Below are 19,021 nucleotides of genomic sequence, written 5' to 3'. Positions count from 1 at the left end.
GAGCGCCGTCGACCGCGGGCCCCGAGCGGCGCCCGCCCGGCACCGGCCTTCCCGAGCGGCGTCAGCCCCGGCCGTGCTCCGCTTCGGCGGGAACGCCGTTTCTCCGGCGGAGCCACTCACCCGTTCTCGGCGACAGCACGAGCACGAGCGCGAGGACCGGACCGCACAGCGCGGGGGACAAGAAGGTGATCCCCAGCTTCAGGAATCCCGCGGTGGAACCGTCCTCGGTCCGCACGAGGATCACCAGCATGAGCGCGATACCCCCGACTATCATCACGAGGCCCCCTGCCGCGCCCGCGGTCACCATCCAGCGTCCGATGCGACGGCGCAGCAGCAGCACGACCGTGCCCGCCCCGAGAAGCACCACGACCAGGAGGTTGCCGAGGCCCCCGATCGCCTCGAGCGGTTCGACGCCGTAGTGCCACTCCTCGAACGACGCGAGCATCCAGGCCCCGTGGGCGATGATTCCGGGGACCGCGAGCAGCGCCGCGAGGACGGAGGACCCGGCTCCGTGCTCCCAGGAGTCCGTTCGTTGTGTCACGGGTGCGCTCCCCCCCGGTCATCGGCTGCCGTTCCCCCGGCCCCGGCACCGGTGCGGTGACCGGCTCCGATCCCGGCACCGACGTTGTCGAGGCAGCCGGGAACCGTAGTCGGTGCGCTCAGGAGACGTACAGCGGGGAGCGGCTCCCGCGCGGATCACCCCAGGTCGGCGAGGTCGGTGTTGGCCCCGCACAGCACCACGGCCACCCGCTCGCCCTCGGACGGCCGGTAGGCACCGGACAGCAGCGCCGCCATCGCCGACGCCGTGCCGTGTTCGACCACGAGGCGGTACTCGCTCCACAGGTGCTCGCGGGCCGCGACGATGTCGGAGTCCTCGACCAGCACCGACTCCACCCCGGTGCGCACGGCCACCTCGTGGGCGATCCCGCCGATCCGGGAAGCACCGAGCGAGTCGGCGGCCACCCCGGAAACGTCCACTTCGACCGGTCCGCCCGCTTCCAGGGCGGAACCGAGGGTCGGGATGGTGCGGGGCTCGACGCCCACCACCCGGGCGGACGACTCGGTGGCTGCGGCGACACCGGCCATCAAACCGCCCCCTCCGACGGCGAGCAGGATCGTGTCCAGCTCCCCACCGGTCTGCTCGAGAAGTTCCGTGCCCAGCGTGCCCTGGCCCGCGCAGATCTCGGGCTGGTCGTAGGCGTGGCAGAACAGCGCGCCCGACTCGGACGCGTCGGCCACCGCGGCCTCGTAGGCCTCCGCGTACTTCCGGCCGGTGCGCACCACCTCCGCACCGAGCTTCTCCAGCTTGGCCACCTTCACCTCGGGGGCGGTCTCCGGCACGTACACCCGCGCGGGCAGGTTCCACCGCGTGGCCGCGCACGCCACGGCCAGCCCGGCGTTGCCACCGGAGGCCGCCACCACACCGACATCGTCGGCTTGTCCGGCGGCGATCCCGGACACGACGCGGTTGAACGCACCCCGGGCCTTGAACGAGCCGGTGAGCTGCAACTGCTCCAGCTTCAGCCAGACCTTCGCCGCCCCGGCGACGGTTCCCGGAGGGAGTTCGAGCACCGGGGTACGCCTGATGTGGCCGGAGATGCGCTGCTGCGCAGCTTCGACATCGGAACGAGTGACCATGCGGCCAGTCTGCCCGGCTCGAGCGCGCCCGCGCCAACGGTTCCACCACCGCCCGGGACCTTTTCCCACCGGGTGCGGCAGGACCGCCACCCGGTGCGGTCAGAGCTCCTTCTCGAACAGGGTCACGCTGAAGAGGTTCCGGAAGTCGCACCGACCGACCTCGCTGAGGCCCTGGCCGGTGTAGAACGCGCGCAGCACGTGGTTGGACTCGACGCAGTCGAGCCGGAGGACCTCCGCTCCCGCGGCACGTCCGATCTCAGCAGCACAGTCCAACATGTACTCTCCCAGTCCCGTTCCTGCGGCGCGGCGGTCGACCATGAGCCCGTGCACGTACACCGCGGGCGTGGCGTCCGCGCCCCAGAACTCGGGGTCGGACCACAACAGCCGCATCGCCGCGGCCAGGCCGACGCCCGGCATGTACGCGCAGCGCCACTCGCCGCGACCGACCTGGACGGCCACGTCCTCCCGGCTCACCTCACCGCGCGGCCACTGCCGGACCCCCTTCGCGTGCAGCCACTCCTCGAGATCCCTGCGCAGCCGGTGGATCGAAGGCACCTGATCGGGTGTGGCGGTCCCGACCCGGCGAGGAAGCGCGTCGACCATGCGGCACAGGTTAGCCAAGCGGGGCGGTCCGGAGCACGTCGTCGGGGCCCGCAGAACCCGACGACCACGAGCAGCGCCACCGACGAGACGACGAACCGAGCGCGCTTCCGTCCGTGTCGGCCGCAGCACGTCGGGACCACCACTCCCCTACCGGTGCTCGTCCCCTGCCGTGAGCTTGCCCCTGGCGAACGTGTCGAGGATGCGCTGGTGGGTCTGCCGCGGCAACTGCCGGTTGCCCGGCTCCCCGAACGGGGTTCCCGGCCGAGCGGGGGCCTCGCCGAGAAGCCGATCGATCCCGGGACGGGTGACCATCAGAAGCCCGTGGGTGGCGCGCGTGCAGGTCACGGCCAGCCTGCCGAAAGCCGAGTTGAACTCGTCGAGTTGCGTGGCACCGCTCAACGGGTGAATCGCGACCGTGATGCGGTTCGTCTGGCCCTGCCAGGAGTCGACCGTGGAAGCCACGACTTCGGTCTCGGCCAGCGAGTACTTCGCTCGCAACCGCTCGGCGACGTCGGCCGCGTCGTCCACGGCCTGGTTGCGCGTCGCCAGGATCACCACCAGCGGATCGCCGGAGTCGTCACCGGGACGCGAAGCGCTCGTTTCGCCCGTCGGGGACCCCTTGTCGTCGTACTCCGCGTGCTCGAGCGCGAAGCCCGAGGACAGCAGCTCGTCGAGCAGGGACTCGACCGTCCCCATCAGCGGCAGGTCGACGTCCGCGCTCTCGGGCTCCGACAACCCCTCGACCTCGAGCAGCGTCGGCACACCGGTACCGACCTGGTTCCAGATCGCGGCGGTCTCCCCGGAAAGCCCCTCGGCGACCAGTGCCCTGTCCCCCGGCGCCGCCACGCAGTCGAGTTCGCGCCACTCGGGGTAGAAGGCCCGCCACAGGTCCAGGTGCCCCGCCGCGGGCCGCCAGACCGCGGGCAGCTCGACGGACCAGGTCCGTTCGTCACCGTCGAAGTCGGTCGGCCACGCGCGGTACGGGTTGAAACCCGGATCGCCCCGCCACGGGTTCGCGCCCACCTCCAGCGGGGGAAGCTGTCCGACGTCACCGACTCCGACCGTGATCGGCGCCGCCTCGACGACCCTGTCGAACAGGTGGTGCGGGAGCTGCCACGCCTCGTCGACGAACAGCGCGTCGAACGTGGACTCACCGTTGTGGCCGGCACCGAGCTGTTCGGCCAACCGGTCGAGTTCGCCGATGGCGCCGAGCTTGTGGGAGGTCGCGACGATCACCTCGCACTCGGGCGGAACGGCCGAGGCGGTGGTGACCACGGTCGAGTTCGACCGTGCCTCCTCGGGTACCTCCTCGTGCCGAGCCTTGCCGACGGACAGACACACTCGTTCCCGCCCGAGCAACCGCCCCAGCGAAGCCGCGAGCGGGTGTATCTGCTTGTTCGTGAAGGCGATGATCGCCACTCGCGAGCACTCGGGGTGCTCCACGGCATCGGCCACCAGCTTCTTCAGGACGTGGGACTTCCCGGCACCGGCCGCGGCCCTGAGCAGGAGCCGGTCCAGCGGCGCGATACCGGACAGCGCGCCGCGCAGCACCCCGACCGCCTCGTCGGCCACCGCGGCGTTGCCCGCCGCCGCCCGGTCGTGGTGGACGCGGTCGGCGTCCCGCGGCTCCGGCTGGGAGAACTCGACCGTCACCATCACTCCAGGTCGTCCATCGTCATGTCGTCAGGCGGACTCGTCATCGGTCCTGCCGTCACGTCGGCGACGGGTGCGCCCGCCGGAGCCACCTCGAACGCGTCGGAGTCCACGACCGGCGGCCACACCTCCGGGTTGAGCTCGCCGCGAGCGCGGCGTTCGGCGATCCGGTCGGACCGCTCGGCCTCGGCGGCCTCGTGCGGACGGCAGCAGCGCTCGTGACTCTCGGGATCCTCGGCGTAGGAGCCCGGCTCGCACGTCGGTTTCGGCGCCGAGACCTCGTCGACCCGCGGTCTGGCGACGTTGAGGAACGCGTTGCCCTTGTTCGTCGAGAACCACGCGAAATCGGCGACGACCAGCCGGTCCCCGACCGACAGCTCGGGAACGTTCTCCGGTTCCCACTCGAAGCGACGAGGCATTTCGCCGCCGACACCGCTCAGCGGCCCGATCGACATCCCCGAGAACTTGAAACTGCTCTTCTGGACCGTGAGGCCGACGTTCGGATGTTCGACGCACATGTCGCCGTTGACCCGCAGCGACACGATCCTGGTCCCCGCGCCGATCCGGCGGGAGTCCACGTCCAGCACCAGTGGGCGGGCCGACACCACGGTCGCGACGGCGACCTCTCTCATGCCGGCGTCGACGGCGAGGTCGTCGGCGGTCTGCGGATTCGTCAGCGCCAGGAGCTGGTTCCGGCACTTGTCGTCACTTTCGATGACGGACACTAGCGCGTTGCGCCAGTAACGGTGTGTTCGGCCGAACCGCACCAGGTCGGAAGCGCGCAACGACAACCGCCGCCGCCAGACCGCCTGGGCATCGCCCTCGATCTCCCGGTGCACCTCGCGCAGCCGTGAGTCCGGAACGGCCTCCAACGCGTTCAGGGCACGTTCGACGACCCCGCGCTTGTAGTCGAGCTCCTCGGTCACCAGCGCCGCGTGTCCGCTCGCCTCCGAAGGCCGCGTCCCGACACCGTGCCTCCGGGGTTCCGGTGCGGTCAGGGCCTCGTGGAGGACATCGGAGGTCCGGCTCGTCAGCCGGGCACCGGGGGTGTGGAAGGCGGCTTCGATCTCGTCCTCCAGCCTGCGTGGTTCCACGGGGCCGTCGGTCATGGACTCGGCCCAGGCCAACAGGTAGTCCAGGCGGTAGGAGGCGACCGGGGGACCCCCGGCCACCACGTGCCGCGCGAGCGATTCCCGGAGATCGACGGTCGGGGACCGGAGAGTGAGCGCCCTGGCGCGATCCTCCTCCAGCAGGAACGAGACGGCGGTACGCTCGGGCTCCTGCAGCGGGGAGGGGATCTCGGCCGGTTCTCCGTCGAACGTCAAGGGCTCACGCCCCATTCGCGCGTCCCGTTCCCAGCGCAGCCTGCTGAGCTCGATGCCGGCCAGGTTGTCGGCGATCGAGACGAGGACGTCGGCCGTCGGCTGGTCCGGAACGACGAGGTGAACAGGGCCCGGCGAGTCCTCGTCGGCCGCGCGCCCTTCGGTCATCGCCTCGGACAGTTCCCGCCCGAGCAGGCGCATCACCTCGCGGCGGCAGCGCGCGGACTGCGGATCGTCGAAGACGGTGACCCGCCACGACTCACGGCCCGCGGCGGTGACGCGCTGCGAGGCGATCCCGTGAACACCGAGCGCCGCGGAGTCCGATTTGGCGAGCACGACGTTGACGGTGCCCGCGCGTCCCGCCTGGTCGATGCGTCGTTGGCCGGTGGACTGCCCGATTCCCTCCAGGGTCGCCGTCACGTTGGCGGCCACCGATGCCGGCGCCTTGCCGAGCGCGCCCGTTCCGTCCACCAGACCCACGACGTGGGGTCTCGTGTCGCTCGGTATTCCCAGCTCGACGAGCAGGTCGGTCGGGTCGGTCGACGTCCTGAGCTCGTTCCGGCAGTAGGAGAACAGGGTGCAAGTGGTGCACGTGGCCGGGTCGAACGTCGCCCGCAGATGAGCGACGTACTTCGAGAGGTCTTCCGGTTCGACCGATGGCGGCCGCTCGGCCTCACGCCGCCGCTCCGCCACGCGCATCCGCACCTCGGCCCGGTGGTCGTCGAGCGATTCCACCAGGGCCTCGGGCTGCAGGAAGGCGTTGCGGGGGACGGCCAGCACGCCGTGGGAGTGGACCGACATGCCGGTGGGCACGCATGACCAGGATTCGGCGGATTCCGCTCCCAGGGCCACTTGCAGAAAGCCTTTCAGCAATCTGGTGTCCTCGATCCGGGACCTCACCCGTTCGTAGTCCTTGGCGTCACCGACGACCAGCCAGGATCCACCATTCCGGTCAGCTTCGGGAGCGATGACGACGAAATCGGGCTTGACCTCGGTGGCGTCCTGGTCCTCGAAGCCGACGAAGGGCAACGCGGCCCCGTGGATCAGCGTGACCGAGCCGTTCGACACGGCTCCGGCATGTGCGTCCGCGAGCAGACCGGCCGTCCTGCCCACGTCCGCGTGCGCGTCGGACGTCACGATCCCGTCGGGACGGTTCAGCCCGAGTCTGCCCACTGTGGTCGTGGCCACTTCGGCGGCGAACCTCTCCTCCCGCACCAGGTGCTCGAAGGTCATCGCCCGCATCCACCGGGCGTGGGGGATGCGGCCCGACTCGTCCGGGAAACCGATGTCCGCCGCGAGCTGTCTGCGCGTGCGTCCGACCACGAGCGGGTCGGTTCCACGGAAGCGCGCACAAGCGGCGTGCGCGGAGGCGGCGACGGCGCTCGTCCCCCCTCCGAGCGATTTGTCCGCCATACAGAACCCCCAGCGGCGAGTTGGATCCACTCAACCGGGCACGAGGCGACAGGTCACGATCTCCGAGTGTAGGTGACCTCGATCAGGAGGGGGCCGTGTGTCGGGACAGCTCGACACGGCGGTGGTGTCTCTTCCCCGGAGGGGCTCGCGGAGGCTCCGCCGGAGTGGCCTCACCCACTTCGCGCGGGGTTCGACGAAGGCTCGAGAGGGGAGCGGAATCACGTTGTCCGCCCTGGGGGTGGAGTTGCGATCAGAACCGAGCCCCGCCGCCCACCGAAACGCCGCTCGTGAGCGATCTGGGGCGTTTCCCCAGGTGAGAACCGGAGCCGCTGAGGGGACTCGAACCCCTGACCTTCCGCTTACAAGGCGCTTGAGCTGCACAAACACCCACCACGACCAGCAACGACAGCCACACAGCCGGTCCCGGTGGTGGACTGTGACCACACCGGTTAACCCCTGTTCGGGTCACTGCGTGGGTCACGAGATCCGAGGTGAAACATGCTCATACGAGAAGCATGCCCACGGCCAAGAGACCGATAAGGACAGTGTGCTCCCGCGCGTGCGGGAGCACTTGAGTATCGCGGTAGCGACCCGTTCGGCCTCGGGAGCACCCCCGCACCTGCGGGGAGCACGATCCGGGTCTGGAGATCTACGACAGTGCCAACTGACACAGGACTCAACCTGCTCAGGGCAGGTAGAAGACTTCTCCTGAGCTACATAGCGAGGGGCTCTAAATTTAGTGAAGGATCAACAGGTACTGTCGACTACAACATAACCACATACGGTGTTGATCCCTGTTCGTACAGGGTTGATCCAGATCAACAGGTTGTGCAAGTGCAGCACACCAAGTGCTCCCTGCACGTTGCAGGGATGAATAGCTGGAGGCTGGACAGAGCTTCCAGTGGTTCGAGAAGGGCGGCGTGCCGACCGCAGAAAGCGGGCGGCTCCCGCTGCCACGGGAGCCGCCCTTCTTCCCAAAATCAGACCATAGTGAAAGGGAAGCTGGTGCCTAGTATAGAGACAGCGCAGAGTGGGCAGGAACCGGAGCCAGAGCGCCCCCTTGTCTCGACCCGCCTCCTCGTGATCCTCCTAGCATCTGGGGCTGTGGGGGTCCTAGCAGGTGCTGTGACTGCAATCGAAGCTTGGCTCAAGCTACACGAGGAGCTAGGCAACTCTGGGGCGTTGGTTGTTGCGGTGTTTGCGTGGCTCACAGCTTGGTCTTTGGTGACGCTGAGCGTTGCTGGGGTACTGCATCGCCTCGTTGGGTGAGACCTAAAAGGCTTTGGCCAGTACTAGCTATGCAGGAAAGTACTTGCGGTCCAAGCTTGCTCTACTAACAGATCAGACTATTCACGCGATGCTCACCGGGCGGATCACCCCGCAGCTACGAGGAGCACCCTGATGACGACTTTTACCAGGTCGATGAAGTCGAATCATCCCCGCGCCTGCGGGGAGCACGTCGAGCTGTTGCCTCAGTTCGTCCCGCTCGCGGGATCATCCCCGCAGGCGCGGGGAGCACGCCTGATCCTTCTGGCGCTTGATCCGCGCTGCCGGATCATCCCCGCAGGCGCGGGGAGCACCGGGCGACACAGCGACAGCTGAATTCGGGGGAAGGATCATCCCCGCAGGCGCGGGGAGCACCACCACGGGGTGATGGAGATCGCGGGGAAGCTGCGGATCATCCCCGCAGGCGCGGGGAGCACACCACTCGGCAACAGTCGGCCCCGGAGTAGCTGGGATCATCCCCGCAGGCGCGGGGAGCACTGCTCGACATGCTCGGCATCGACCCGGCCGAACGGATCATCCCCGCAGGCGCGGGGAGCACGGAGTGCTTGGAGTCTCGAAGGTCAAGGATCGAGGATCATCCCCGCAGGCGCGGGGAGCACGGAGGAGTACAACGCCTGCCACACCGCCTATTGGGATCATCCCCGCAGGCGCGGGGAGCACGCAGTCAGGTCCCCACGCTCGAACTTCGTCAGCGGATCATCCCCGCAGGCGCGGGGAGCACGGCGCAAAGCGCTACAGGGACCTATCCGGAGGCGGATCATCCCCGCAGGCGCGGGGAGCACACAGGCGAAGCCCGAAGCAGGATAGAGTACACAGGATCATCCCCGCAGGCGCGGGGAGCACTTGTCGAGCACGTGCCGGTCCACGGTGGCCCCGGGATCATCCCCGCAGGCGCGGGGAGCACCCGATCTCATCCGCCAGCTTGTCCAGCCGGTCCGGATCATCCCCGCAGGCGCGGGGAGCACTACCGGGGTGGCATGTCGAGCGTACCTCGGAGCGGATCATCCCCGCAGGCGCGGGGAGCACTACCGGAGACAATGGTCTATGACCCATTGTGAAGGATCATCCCCGCAGGCGCGGGGAGCACCGCATCGACGCCGAACTACTTCAGCACGGCATGGGATCATCCCCGCAGGCGCGGGGAGCACCCGCTGCGGAAGCACGTCGGACCGGTGCACATCGGATCATCCCCGCAGGCGCGGGGAGCACACTTGATGACCAGGCATTATGCAGCGGCTATCGGCAAAATAGCTTCAGTTTTGTCGGGCAGTTCGATCGCTCTCCAAGCTACTTCCTTTTGAACTTCCTGCGTTTCTCCCGGCGCTTCCACACGGTCTCGGAGTTGACCGTCGACGAAGGCTCGGAGCGGGAGGGGTTCTTCTGCTGTGCCACGGCCCCGTCCACGACCTCGTGGTCGGCCTGTACGTAGTCCGGGACGGTTTGCCGACGCATCAGCATGAGCCCGTCGTGATCGACCGGAGTCCAATCGTGCCCGTGCACCTTGAAGGACAAGCGCTGCTCGCCCTGGGTCGAGTAGACCATGAGTGCCCGACCGTCCGCCGCGAACTCGAGGATGCGTTCCCACAGCTCCTCGCGGACGCGTGCCGAGACGTGCCCGACGAACACCCCGGGGCTGATCTCCAGCAGCCACCGGGTCAGATGGCCCCGCAAACCGGGAGGTACAGCGGTCAGTACGACGACGGTTATGACGCACCTCCGTAGGATACTCCCCCTTGTACGGCGTTCCCGTGCTCGTCCCACAGCGAGATGACGTCGAAATCGAGGTACCCCTCGGGTGGTTCCTCGTTCTCGTCGGGGTTGAGCAGCAACCGCTGGATGTCCCGTGCACATCGTTCCAACAGCTTGCCGCCGTGCAGGGAATCGCGGAGAAATCGGCGGGTCTCCGCTCCCACGTCCACGGCCGTCTCGGCCGCCACGTCGAAAGCCACCGGGATCGTCAGCTCCGTCTTGTACAGGTCGGCGATGTCGTAGACGAACGACCGGTGGTGCCCGGTGTGGACGAAGCCCAGCGCCGGTGAGCACCCGAGCGCGACGATCACCGAGTGCACCACTCCGTACAGCGCTGAGTTCGCCGCGGAGAGAGCCTGGTTGACCGGATCACCCGCTTCCCAGTCGTCCACGTCGTAGTCGCGTTTCGACCACGGAACCCCGGTGCGCTCGGAATGCTTCCGGTAGATCCGGCGAACTCGTGCCCCTTCCCTGCCCCGGAGCTGCTGCATCGTCAGGCTCGAGACGTCCTCCGCGGGGAAGCGCATCTCGTACATCGCACGGGCCACGCGCAGCCGTGATCTGCGGTTCGAGACCGCTTCGGCCTGCGCTTCCACCAGACGGGAGGTGCGGGCCGGTGAAACACCGTGCGCGTAGTAGCGCACACCCTGCTCACCGACCCACACCACGGTCGATCCGCTGTCCGACATGAGCGCGATCGCCTGGTGCGTGATCGTCGTTCCCGGCCCCAGCAGCAACACCCCCACCGACGCGGCCGGCACGTGTACCGTGCCCCGCTCATCGGTCGCGGTGATCGCGTTGCTGTCGCGGTTGACGACGCACCGCTCCAGGTGGAGAAACGAGACTCTGTCCACCGCTCGAACGAGTTCCCGCGGTTGAGTCGGTCGTTTCCCCAGCGAGGTCATGCCGTCCCCTTCTTCGACGGCGGAGCCAGGGTGAGCAGGCCGCAGCCGTACGCCTTGGCCCGACCTATCCCGAAGGTGAGGGAGTGGCGCAGCGCCGCGGTGTCGGTGACCTCCAGGTGCCCCTCGAAGGTGGCCGTGGAGACGGTGACCTGGTTGCCCTTCCGCTCGAAACGACGGGTGCTCCTGTCGACGACCGCGAGCTCGGGTTCCGCGTCCCCCTCGGTGTCGCCCTCGGTGGTGAGCAGCCGGAATCCCAGCCGCGAGGCCCGGTCGAGCAACCACTGCTCCTGCTGCTTGACCGTGACGTGTCCGAGAGGTTTCGTGGTTTCCCAGCCCTCCCGGCGCCCGGAGCGGACCGGGTTCGCCGTGAGCCGGAACTGCCAGTGCTGCCCCGGACGCAGCGAGTCCAGCAGGTCGTCGTAGTCACGGGTCTGCCAGGCCTCGGTGGTCGGCCATCCCACCTGTTCGACGACATGGGTGAAGTCGGGTTTCTCCGGAGTGGCGGTGTAGAGCACGACCCGGTGCTGGCCGTAGGTGTCCAACCGCCACAGGACTCGTCCCTCCTCGGTCGGGCTGGGGTCGGCGAATCCCGCCTGCACGGCGGCGTGCAGTGCCTGCGGTGAGCCCAGCAACTTCCGCGCGCCGCGCCGTCTCGGATTGAGCGGCATCTTCGTCAGAAACACCTCAACCTCCCAGACTCGCCATGGGGTCGTGCTCCGCACCCTTCTCGGCGGTGCCGTGCGGGTTGTCGATCTCGACGGTCCCGCGCGTGACGGTGCGCCAGGCGTGCTGCCGTCGGTTCGGATCGAAACTGACCGGTGTGTCCTGGATCAGCTCGCCACCGGACTCGTCCGGGAGCGCGTCCCGAACGGTGGTCAGGCACACGGTGTTGGCGCGGTGCCGCTGTTGCCGGCGCGTCCCGGCCATCCAGGGCAGGGTCGCCAGCGCCTCCTCGAGCCCGCTGTCGAAGACTCCCAGTGCCACCGGACCTGCCGGCGGGCAGGAGCGCCGACCGAGGTACAGGGGGAACTCCGGGCTGCGGACAGCCTCGTCGACGCCCTCGACGAGCTCGCGATCACCTTCGAGCACGGCCAGGAACACGGCGTCGGAGACGTAGTAGCGCTGCGACAGCGGCAGGGACGACCAGCTGGTGGTGCCGTCCTTCTCCTTCTTGGGGCGTTGCGCGGTCTGGAAGTCCCGAACCAGCTGCCCGGGCTGGTCGACGCGTACCCCGAACCGCAGTTCCGGCAACCCCTCCAGCGGATCGGCACGCCGGATGCCCTTCGCGGCCGCGACCATGCCGATCACCCCGCTCTTGGTGGGGGCTTTCTCCGTCTCCCGGCGCACGAACCGGCTGCGGGATCCCCACGCCTGCAGCGGCCCGGCCAGTCTGAGCGCGACCACGGTCATGAGCGCTCCTCGGCACGCGTTCCGACCAGCTCGCCGAGCTGCGTCACCATCTCGTTCAGCGACACGTTCGAGCCCAGCTCGTCGAGGCTTGCCGTGTCCTCTCCGACCCGGGTGACCCAGCTGTCGATCGGCTGCTCACCGTAGGCCCGCTCGATCTCCTGGGCCTCCTCGAGCAACGCGTCGGCCGCGCGCTTGACCCGACCGGAGTGAACCGATTCCCACACCGGGTTCTCGAAGGCCCCCACGAGATTGATGGGCTGGGACTCGCGTGCCAGCACCACCACCGCCTCCGGCAGCGTCCGGTTGGCGAAGGTGTTCTGCTTGCCGGAGGGCATCGACCGCACGAACGATTCGAGGAAGGCCTCCACCGCTCGACGGACCGCCGTCGCATCCCCGAGGTTGTCGGCGAGTCGGTTCACGTCGAGCGTGGCGTAGCGGTAGAGGGTGGAGGAGTTGAACTCGACGGTGCCGATCATTCCTGCACCGGTCTCGTGGTCCTGGTTCCGGTCGTCCACAGCGGTGTAGTAGTCGAACTCGGTCTCCACCGGGTGCACGCTGATCGCGTGCGCCACCTGGGCCGCGGCGTCGACGTTGATGTCGGCCTGGTCGGCCACCATGCGGCCGAACAACGCGATGTCGACGGAGTGCTCCCGGTCGGCCAGGTCCTTGACCTTGGCTTCCTTGAGCGCCTTATTCACGTCGTCGGCCTCGGCCGCCTCGATCGCGGCCCCGGCGAGGTTCTGGATCTGCCGCCGGCTGAGGAAGAGCAGGTAACCGGACTGCGGGCTCGTTTCCTTCTCCGGTGCTTTGACCTCGATGCCGACGGCCTTGATGGTCTCGGTAGCCAGCTCCGTCGCCCTGCTCTCGAGTTCAGGTGCCTGTGCGGTGATCTCCTCGGCCAGCCACTCCACGACGCGCTTGGTGCGCGTGCCCAGCTCGGAGCTGTCGAGGTGGGACTCGAAGTCCACCCGCGTAGCGCGCTTCCACGCCTGGCTGGAGACCCGCGACCGGCGCACTCCGCCGTAGACGGCCGTTTTCGGGCTTCCCGTGTCGTCGCGGTTGAGGTTGCTCGGGGGGACGGTCTGCAGCACGTGGATGTCGATCATGGTTCGACTCATGGGTCTCACTCCTCGGTGTTCTCGTCGGTGGAGTCGTTTTCACCGCTGTCACCGCTTTCGGCGGTGTCGGCGCTCGTGCGGTAGAAGTCCCTCCCCCAGGCGAGCCGTACTCGCGCGGCTCGGGCGGGAGTCAGCAGACCGGTGAGGTCATCGGCCAGCCGGGCGTAGTCGAAGCCCTCGTGCTCCGAGCGGAGCTGCGTGATGAGCCCCCGCATGTGGACGAGCGCCTCGTCGACGGACTCGGCCGTGGAGACCGCCATGAACCTGTTGGTCACGGCTTCCGGGCTGCGGGTGGATTTGGAGCGCAGTTTCCCCACGGCGTGCCCGAACGAGGTTCCGGGCTCGTGCACCGCCACGTTCAGGGACTGCTGGTGCAGCGCGAACAGGGTGAAGGCGGCGTGGGACGCCTGCTCGGCCCTGCTCGGCTCGTCCCGGTCCCAGCTCAGCGAGTCCGGAACCGAGCCGATGGTCAGCTCCCAGATCTCCGGAACGCTGCCCGCCGGTTTCCCCAGGCCGCGGCGCAGCCGGGCGAGGTCGGCCTTCGCCGCCGACTCCTCCCGCAGGTACTCCTGCTGCAGTCGGGAAAACCGCCGGTCCAGCGCGTTTCCGAGGACGCCCAGCTTCCGATGTGGACCGGCTTTGGGCGCGGCCCCCGTTGAGGTCATACCGCTTCCTCCAGTGTTGTGTTCTTCGAATCGGTGCGTACCAGGGGAAGCGCCTTCCGCAGGGCGGCTTTGAACCACACGTCCGCCAGCGCGACGTTCACCAGGCGGTTCTGGATGGTTCGCCCGCGCCACGCCGCCGGAGAAGCCCCCTCGATCAGTTCGTCGACGATCGGAGTGGTGGCAAGCTCGACGGTTCGCTGCCACTCGGCGCGGGCCTCGGACAGGTCCGTGTTCGGTCCGAACCCGGCCAGCCAGGAGCGGTAGGACGTTTCGAGAGCCGCGTAGAGCTGCTCGCGTGCCCGGTCGCCCACACCGGACTTGGGTTCCGCCCCGGCGGCCCGGGCGATGTTCTCGGCGAAGCTCCAGATCGCCTTCCCGGCCTTCTCGGCATCGGAAACCGCTTCCGTGGCCTGCTTCCCCGCTGCGGGGCGGTCCTGGCGCAGCAGCACCACCGACAGCGGCAGGACGTCGTCGATGATCTCGCTGTAGGTGGCGCTCTGAGGGCCGTACTCCACCCCCATCACCCGAACGCGGGGTACGTACGTCTCCGGAAGTTTGCCTTCGGAGGTCAGGTCGCCGAGCCACTGCAGCACACCGGGGGCCAGGTACGGCTGGGAATCGCCGTTGCCGCTTCGACGTCCGGAGATCGAGGGCAGCATGGCCGCGATTCCGCGCCACACCGACCGGTTGGGGTCGTGCGTCTGCGGCATGTGGACGATCTTCTTGAACTTCTTGGACTGGGGCTCGCTGTAGCGCCAGGCGGTGTGCGGATCGAGGGTTTGGCGGTTCTGCGGCTGGATCTTGTCGCCGTTGGCCAGCAGCACCCCGGTGACACCGTCGCGGTCACCGGCCAGCCGGACCCGGCGGGTCTGCCACGTGTACAGGTCGATCGCCCCGCGAGGCGGTCGATCGTCCTGGTGTTCCGGACCGTCCGGATCGCGCTCCCACGGCGGCATGTCGTCCGGCCCTCCGATGCGGACGAATGTCTCGAGATCCCGGGAGACGAGGTTGAGCAGCAGCGTCTCCCGCAGGTTCGCGCCCTGCGGCAGCAGACCGCCGAGCTGGCCCGCCCAGCCGGTGCCGATCGGATACCCCCGGCCACCTTTGACCTTCGGGTCCCCCACGGCACCGGACTTGATCCCGGAAGGGTCGAAGGCGTGGGCGTGCACGAGCCAGCGGGCGGCCTCGGCCGCGTCGATGCGCCGCAGACTGGCCGCTGACCGGGTGGTGAAGTACGGCTCCCCGTTAGGCACGTCCGCCACGATCTTCTCCAGCCCCGAGACCTCGTTCTTCGCAGTGTGCAGCGATGCCACCTGGAAGAACGGGGCTTCGGTGTCGAACAGGTCGAAGCGGTGCCGCACCCGCTGGGCGTAGTCGTGGATTCGCTCCAGCGGCAGTTCGTCGGCTTGCCAGAGCTCCTCCCACTCGTCCTGGTCCCGCGGACCGTTGATCGCGCGGTGCAGGAAGGCCAGCAGCAGTCGTGTGATCGCGAAGCCCTGGGTGGGAACCTCCCCGTCGATCATCCCGAGGTGCGGAGCCTGCTCGAAGGCGTCGAGGATCGAGACCTGCCGCTCACAACCATCCGAACCGAGAACGGTGATCCACGGCTCGTCGAGCAGGTTGAATCCTGTGTCAGTTGGCACTGTCGTAGACCTCCAGCCCCGTGTCGGGGGTGTAGCGGATCTGTCGGTCGGCGATGCGTGCCCAGCCGTGCTGGTCGACCAACAGGACGGGCAGGCGGTAGATGAGCGGGGAGTCCTCCCATGCCACGGGAGTGGCCTGCCAGAGTTCCTCTTCGGCCTCGGCGTTGCTGAACGCCAGCGGCAGGCGCAGCGAGCACGAGGCCATGACCTGTGCGAGGTCGTCGGCGGGAGTCTCCTCCCGGGGCACAGGGAGTTTCCCGGTTCCTTGTGACAACCACTCGGGGGTGAACCAGTTCCCGGTCTCGTCGTGCTGGAGCAGGATCACCTCGAGGCTGGGCGCACCGTCGCGGACCTGCCCCTGCCCCTGCGAACCGTCGTCGGCTTCGCCCACGTTGGCCGAGATCCACCCGATGATGGCCTTGCCGGGCTTGGTCGGCGCCGCGACCTGAAAATCACGAGCCCTGCACTCGCGTTCTTCCGAGGACTCCTGCCACTTTTTCCAGGCATCGGAGACGACTTCCTGCCAGTCGGCGGGCTCGACCTGGTCGGGACCGTAGGCGCGCTGCACGAGGGTGGCGATGTCCTCCGGAAGCACGACCTCGCCACCGAGACGCGGCTGGAGCACCGCTGCAGAGCGGAGCAACCAGTACGTGCCGTAGATGTGGCGGGCGGCTGCTTCCTCGAGAGCCGGCGGCCCCTGCGTGAGATCCACACCGGCGAGGTAGGCGCGCGCCGAACGCAGCTTCGCCGGGCGGTCGCGCTGCTCGACACCGCGCTGATGCCGGTGCAGTCGCCCCATCCGCTGCAGCACGAGGTCGACCGGAGCGAGATCGGTGACCAGCAGGTCGAAATCGACGTCGAGGGACTGCTCGATCACCTGCGAGGCGACGACGATGTGCCGCTGGGGGCGCCGTACGGCCCTGTCCGGAGCACCGAACCGGTCGAGCAGCTCGCTGTCCTTGCGCATCCGGTCAGCCGTGATGAACCGGGAATGGGCCACCGTGATCTCGCCGGGAAACTCCCGCTCCAACCGCCTGGCCGTCTCCAGCACCCGGCCGACCGTGTTCCGAACGACGACGGCACAACCCCCGTCGGACAGCGAGTCCCGCAGCAACGAAACCAGCGCGTCGAGATCCTCGTCGACACCCCCACCGAGGGAGTCGAGCGCTACCTCGGTGCGCCTCCCCGACGGTCCGACGTGCTTCGTATCGACCCGGTTTCCGTCACTCCAGCTGAGCAGCGGATACCCGGGATCACCGTCCACCTCGTCCGGTATCGCCGCCGGTTCCTGACCGCTCGCGCCACCCGACCCGTACTCGCGGCCTTGCTGGTAGGCCTCCAGCAGGGCACGACGCCGGTCGGCGGGCAGGGTGGCCGACAACGCGAGCACCGGAACCCGATAGGCACCCAGCCAGGTCAGCACCTTGGTCAGGTACGAGTTCATGTAGACGTCGTAGGCGTGAACCTCGTCGAGGACGACCACCTTCCCGGCCAGCCCCAGGTGGCGCAGCATCAGATGCCGCGACTTCAGACCTGCGAACAACAACTGGTCGATGGTGCCGACCATGAAGTTGGCCAGCTGGGACTTCTTGCGGCCCGACAGCCAGGAGTGCGCCACGACCGCGTGTGAGGTGCGGTGCCGCTCCTCGTCGCTGCCGACCTGGGAGGGACGCCTCCCCTGGCGGACCAGCCCCTGGAACAGCCGGTTGAACCTGGCCTTGCCGTGGCTGAGGGTGACAGCGCCGCCGACCTGCTGGTCTTCGGCTCCCATCGCATCCAGCCAGTCGACCACGCGGTCGAACATGGCGTCACTGGTGGCCTGGGTCGGCAGCGCGACGAGCAGTCCTCCCAGCCCCCAGCGCGCCGCCATGATCTCCGAGGCCGCGAGCGCCGCCTCGGTCTTGCCCTCCCCCATCGGGGCCTCGACGATGATCAGCCCGGGCTCGGAGGCGGTTCGAGCGAGCTCGCAGGCAGCGTGCTGCACCGGGCGCGGCTGGGCATCGTCGGGAAGCTGAAACCGCGTGCGGAACAGCTCCGCCACGCTGTCCGGTCCACCGGACGGACGCCACGCCCCCGGTAGCCGCAACTCCTCCAACGCCCGCGAGACACGTCGGGGCTCCTCGTGAACCTCCGGCAGCTCACCGCTCAGGAACGGCAGCAGGTCCTCGTTGCTGGCGATCCAGTCCGAGACGATCACCAGGCCGGTGACCAGCACCTGGAACGCCGCCGAGAGCTTGAGCTCCCTCCACTGGTCGAGCCGTTCGGCAGCTCCGGAACGGACCGCCACGCGCTCGAGCAGCTCCCGCTGGACCGTCTCCCAGGTTCCAGTGCCGTAGAGGCACGGAAAAAACGTCGGCGTGTTCTCGGAATCGGAGTCGAGCGGAACACCGTGGTGGCTGCCCAGCACGATGCCCCACGTCCTCGCGGAGCTCTTGCGCCACCCCTTGTCGACGAGCCATCCGATCAGCAGGTGGTGCCCGGTGACCGTGTGGTGGGCGAGATTCCGGTCGGGAAGGTCCCGCTTCTCCGTCGGCATGTACAGCCCCAACTCGCGCATCCGCTGCGCGAGTCCCGTGTCCTGCACCGCGAAGGCCGGTGTCGCCTTGCCGACATCGTGCGCACCGGCCAGAAACATCACCGCGCAACGAGCGGCGACCACATCACCACCGAACTCCGCCGCCAGCAACCGGACCACACTGGACGCCAACCAGTGGTCGAACAGCCAGGCCGCGACATCGGCCGCATCGTCCATGTGCCGCCACAGCGGCAGCCAGTCCCCTTCTCCATTGGTCGACTTCGCCCACACCGCACGAGCCGACCTGCTCAGTTCCAGCTCTTCCAACTACCCCATCCGATCACGAGCTCCCCCTTAGACAGGCCTTCGCCATTCACGGGGAGTCAAGCACGGACCACTGACAGACACGGACTCGTTCGCCCAATCAAAGAGAGATTCGTGTTGCAAGTCACAAAAATCGATGCGCATCATCGCTCACAACGCATCGCCGAGGACACCGAACTGGAGCTCAGACGCACGGGGCGCCCCTGCACAAGCGGGGAGCACGGCAGGCGTACCTGCGCGGTGATACCGAGATGGCTCATCCCCACACCTGCGGGGAGCACTCCGCGCTGGATTCAGGCTCAAAGTCGCCGGAAGGATCATCCCCGCACCTGCGGGGAGCACGAACTCGTCTCACTCCTGCCCGTGCTCTGAGACGGATCATCCCCGCACCTGCGGGGAGCACGAAGCCGACCCCGATGCGGCCTACCGGCGCGCGGGATCATCCCCGCACCTGCGGGGAGCACTCAGCGGCCGAGGGAACTTCGACCCACCGGCTCGGATCATCCCCGCACCTGCGGGGAGCACATGTTGAACGGGGGGCACGAGCAGTGGGCCGCGGGATCATCCCCGCACCTGCGGGGAGCACCCCCACTCCCCGGCGAGGTTGCTGAGCCGGACCGGATCATCCCCGCACCTGCGGGGAGCACGTCGAGGGCGACCGGCTGCTGATGGACGTGGAGGGATCATCCCCGCACCTGCGGGGAGCACCCCCACTCCCCGGCGAGGTTGCTGAGCCGGACCGGATCATCCCCGCACCTGCGGGGAGCACGTCGAGG

The 19,021-nt window shown here is 68.5% G+C and carries 13 protein-coding genes and 2 CRISPR repeat arrays; all 13 genes read right to left on the bottom strand.

Going from position 1 to position 19,021, the window contains the following annotated elements; translation table 11 throughout:
• Positions 1-61: 61 nt before the first annotated feature.
• The gene (locus FHR84_RS11535) at positions 62-541 is read right to left on the bottom strand and encodes a hypothetical protein (protein WP_179535499.1); all 480 of its coding nucleotides are present in this window, start codon (positions 539-541) and stop codon (positions 62-64) included.
• 155 nt (positions 542-696) lie between these two features.
• Positions 697-1,638: a threonine/serine dehydratase gene (locus FHR84_RS11530; RefSeq protein WP_179535498.1), complete on the bottom strand. Its 942-nt coding sequence runs from the start codon at positions 1,636-1,638 to the stop codon at positions 697-699.
• Between the two features lie 99 nt (positions 1,639-1,737).
• Positions 1,738-2,241: a GNAT family N-acetyltransferase gene (locus FHR84_RS11525; protein ID WP_179535497.1), complete on the bottom strand. Its 504-nt coding sequence runs from the start codon at positions 2,239-2,241 to the stop codon at positions 1,738-1,740.
• A gap of 147 nt (positions 2,242-2,388) precedes the next feature.
• A complete protein-coding gene (locus FHR84_RS11520; RefSeq protein ID WP_179535496.1) occupies positions 2,389-3,897 on the bottom strand; it encodes an AAA family ATPase in 1,509 nt (502 codons plus the stop codon).
• Positions 3,897-6,629 (bottom strand): hypothetical protein, encoded by a 2,733-nt coding sequence (locus FHR84_RS11515; protein ID WP_179535495.1) that lies wholly within the window; start codon positions 6,627-6,629, stop codon positions 3,897-3,899. The genes FHR84_RS11520 and FHR84_RS11515 overlap by 1 nt, the downstream gene beginning before the upstream one ends.
• A 1,430-nt stretch (positions 6,630-8,059) precedes the next feature.
• A CRISPR array of direct repeats spans positions 8,060-9,125; the repeat unit is 28 nt; unit sequence GGATCATCCCCGCAGGCGCGGGGAGCAC.
• 78 nt (positions 9,126-9,203) lie between these two features.
• Entirely contained in the window at positions 9,204-9,587 is a 384-nt protein-coding gene (cas2e, locus tag FHR84_RS11510; protein WP_218862760.1) for a type I-E CRISPR-associated endoribonuclease Cas2e, read from the bottom strand.
• 32 nt (positions 9,588-9,619) lie between these two features.
• The gene (cas1e, locus tag FHR84_RS11505) at positions 9,620-10,570 is read right to left on the bottom strand and encodes a type I-E CRISPR-associated endonuclease Cas1e (protein WP_179535494.1); all 951 of its coding nucleotides are present in this window, start codon (positions 10,568-10,570) and stop codon (positions 9,620-9,622) included.
• Positions 10,567-11,253: a type I-E CRISPR-associated protein Cas6/Cse3/CasE gene (gene cas6e, locus FHR84_RS11500; protein WP_179535493.1), complete on the bottom strand. Its 687-nt coding sequence runs from the start codon at positions 11,251-11,253 to the stop codon at positions 10,567-10,569. The genes cas1e and cas6e overlap by 4 nt, the downstream gene beginning before the upstream one ends.
• A 1-nt stretch (position 11,254) precedes the next feature.
• Complete coding sequence (gene cas5e, locus FHR84_RS11495; protein WP_179535492.1) at positions 11,255-11,980, bottom strand: type I-E CRISPR-associated protein Cas5/CasD; 726 nt, start codon at positions 11,978-11,980, stop codon at positions 11,255-11,257.
• Positions 11,977-13,098 carry a type I-E CRISPR-associated protein Cas7/Cse4/CasC gene (cas7e, locus tag FHR84_RS11490; RefSeq protein ID WP_179535491.1) on the bottom strand — a complete coding sequence of 374 codons (1,122 nt, stop codon included), beginning with the start codon at positions 13,096-13,098 and terminating at the stop codon, positions 11,977-11,979. The genes cas5e and cas7e overlap by 4 nt, the downstream gene beginning before the upstream one ends.
• A 5-nt stretch (positions 13,099-13,103) precedes the next feature.
• Positions 13,104-13,763, bottom strand: coding sequence for a type I-E CRISPR-associated protein Cse2/CasB (gene casB, locus FHR84_RS11485; RefSeq protein ID WP_179535490.1), 660 nt, complete (start codon positions 13,761-13,763; stop codon positions 13,104-13,106).
• A complete protein-coding gene (gene casA, locus FHR84_RS11480) occupies positions 13,760-15,406 on the bottom strand; it encodes a type I-E CRISPR-associated protein Cse1/CasA (RefSeq protein WP_179535489.1) in 1,647 nt (548 codons plus the stop codon). The genes casB and casA overlap by 4 nt, the downstream gene beginning before the upstream one ends.
• Positions 15,396-18,248: a CRISPR-associated helicase Cas3' gene (cas3, locus tag FHR84_RS11475; RefSeq protein WP_218862759.1), complete on the bottom strand. Its 2,853-nt coding sequence runs from the start codon at positions 18,246-18,248 to the stop codon at positions 15,396-15,398. Before cas3 ends, casA begins: the two co-directional genes overlap by 11 nt.
• Before the next feature lie 250 nt (positions 18,249-18,498).
• Positions 18,499-19,014: a CRISPR direct-repeat array (repeat unit 28 nt; unit sequence GGATCATCCCCGCACCTGCGGGGAGCAC).
• Between the last annotated feature and the right edge of the window lie 7 nt (positions 19,015-19,021).

Origin of the sequence: Actinopolyspora biskrensis (assembly GCF_013408175.1) — a bacterium.
Lineage (GTDB): Bacteria > Actinomycetota > Actinomycetes > Mycobacteriales > Pseudonocardiaceae > Actinopolyspora > Actinopolyspora biskrensis.
Note: the sequence above shows the minus strand (reverse complement) of the source record. Positions and strands in the feature narration are given on the sequence as shown.

Bases quoted from the DNA above. Each gene is read 5' to 3' on its own strand.
- FHR84_RS11530 (WP_179535498.1), bottom strand. From the start codon at position 1,638: ATGGTCACTCGTTCCGATGTCGAAGCTGCGCAGCAGCGCATCTCCGGC.
- FHR84_RS11525 (WP_179535497.1), bottom strand. From the start codon at position 2,241: ATGGTCGACGCGCTTCCTCGCCGGGTCGGGACCGCCACACCCGATCAG.
- FHR84_RS11520 (WP_179535496.1), bottom strand. From the start codon at position 3,897: ATGGTGACGGTCGAGTTCTCCCAGCCGGAGCCGCGGGACGCCGACCGC.
- FHR84_RS11515 (WP_179535495.1), bottom strand. From the start codon at position 6,629: ATGGCGGACAAATCGCTCGGAGGGGGGACGAGCGCCGTCGCCGCCTCC.
- cas1e (WP_179535494.1), bottom strand. From the start codon at position 10,570: ATGACCTCGCTGGGGAAACGACCGACTCAACCGCGGGAACTCGTTCGA.
- cas5e (WP_179535492.1), bottom strand. From the start codon at position 11,980: ATGACCGTGGTCGCGCTCAGACTGGCCGGGCCGCTGCAGGCGTGGGGA.
- cas7e (WP_179535491.1), bottom strand. From the start codon at position 13,098: ATGAGTCGAACCATGATCGACATCCACGTGCTGCAGACCGTCCCCCCG.
- casB (WP_179535490.1), bottom strand. From the start codon at position 13,763: ATGACCTCAACGGGGGCCGCGCCCAAAGCCGGTCCACATCGGAAGCTG.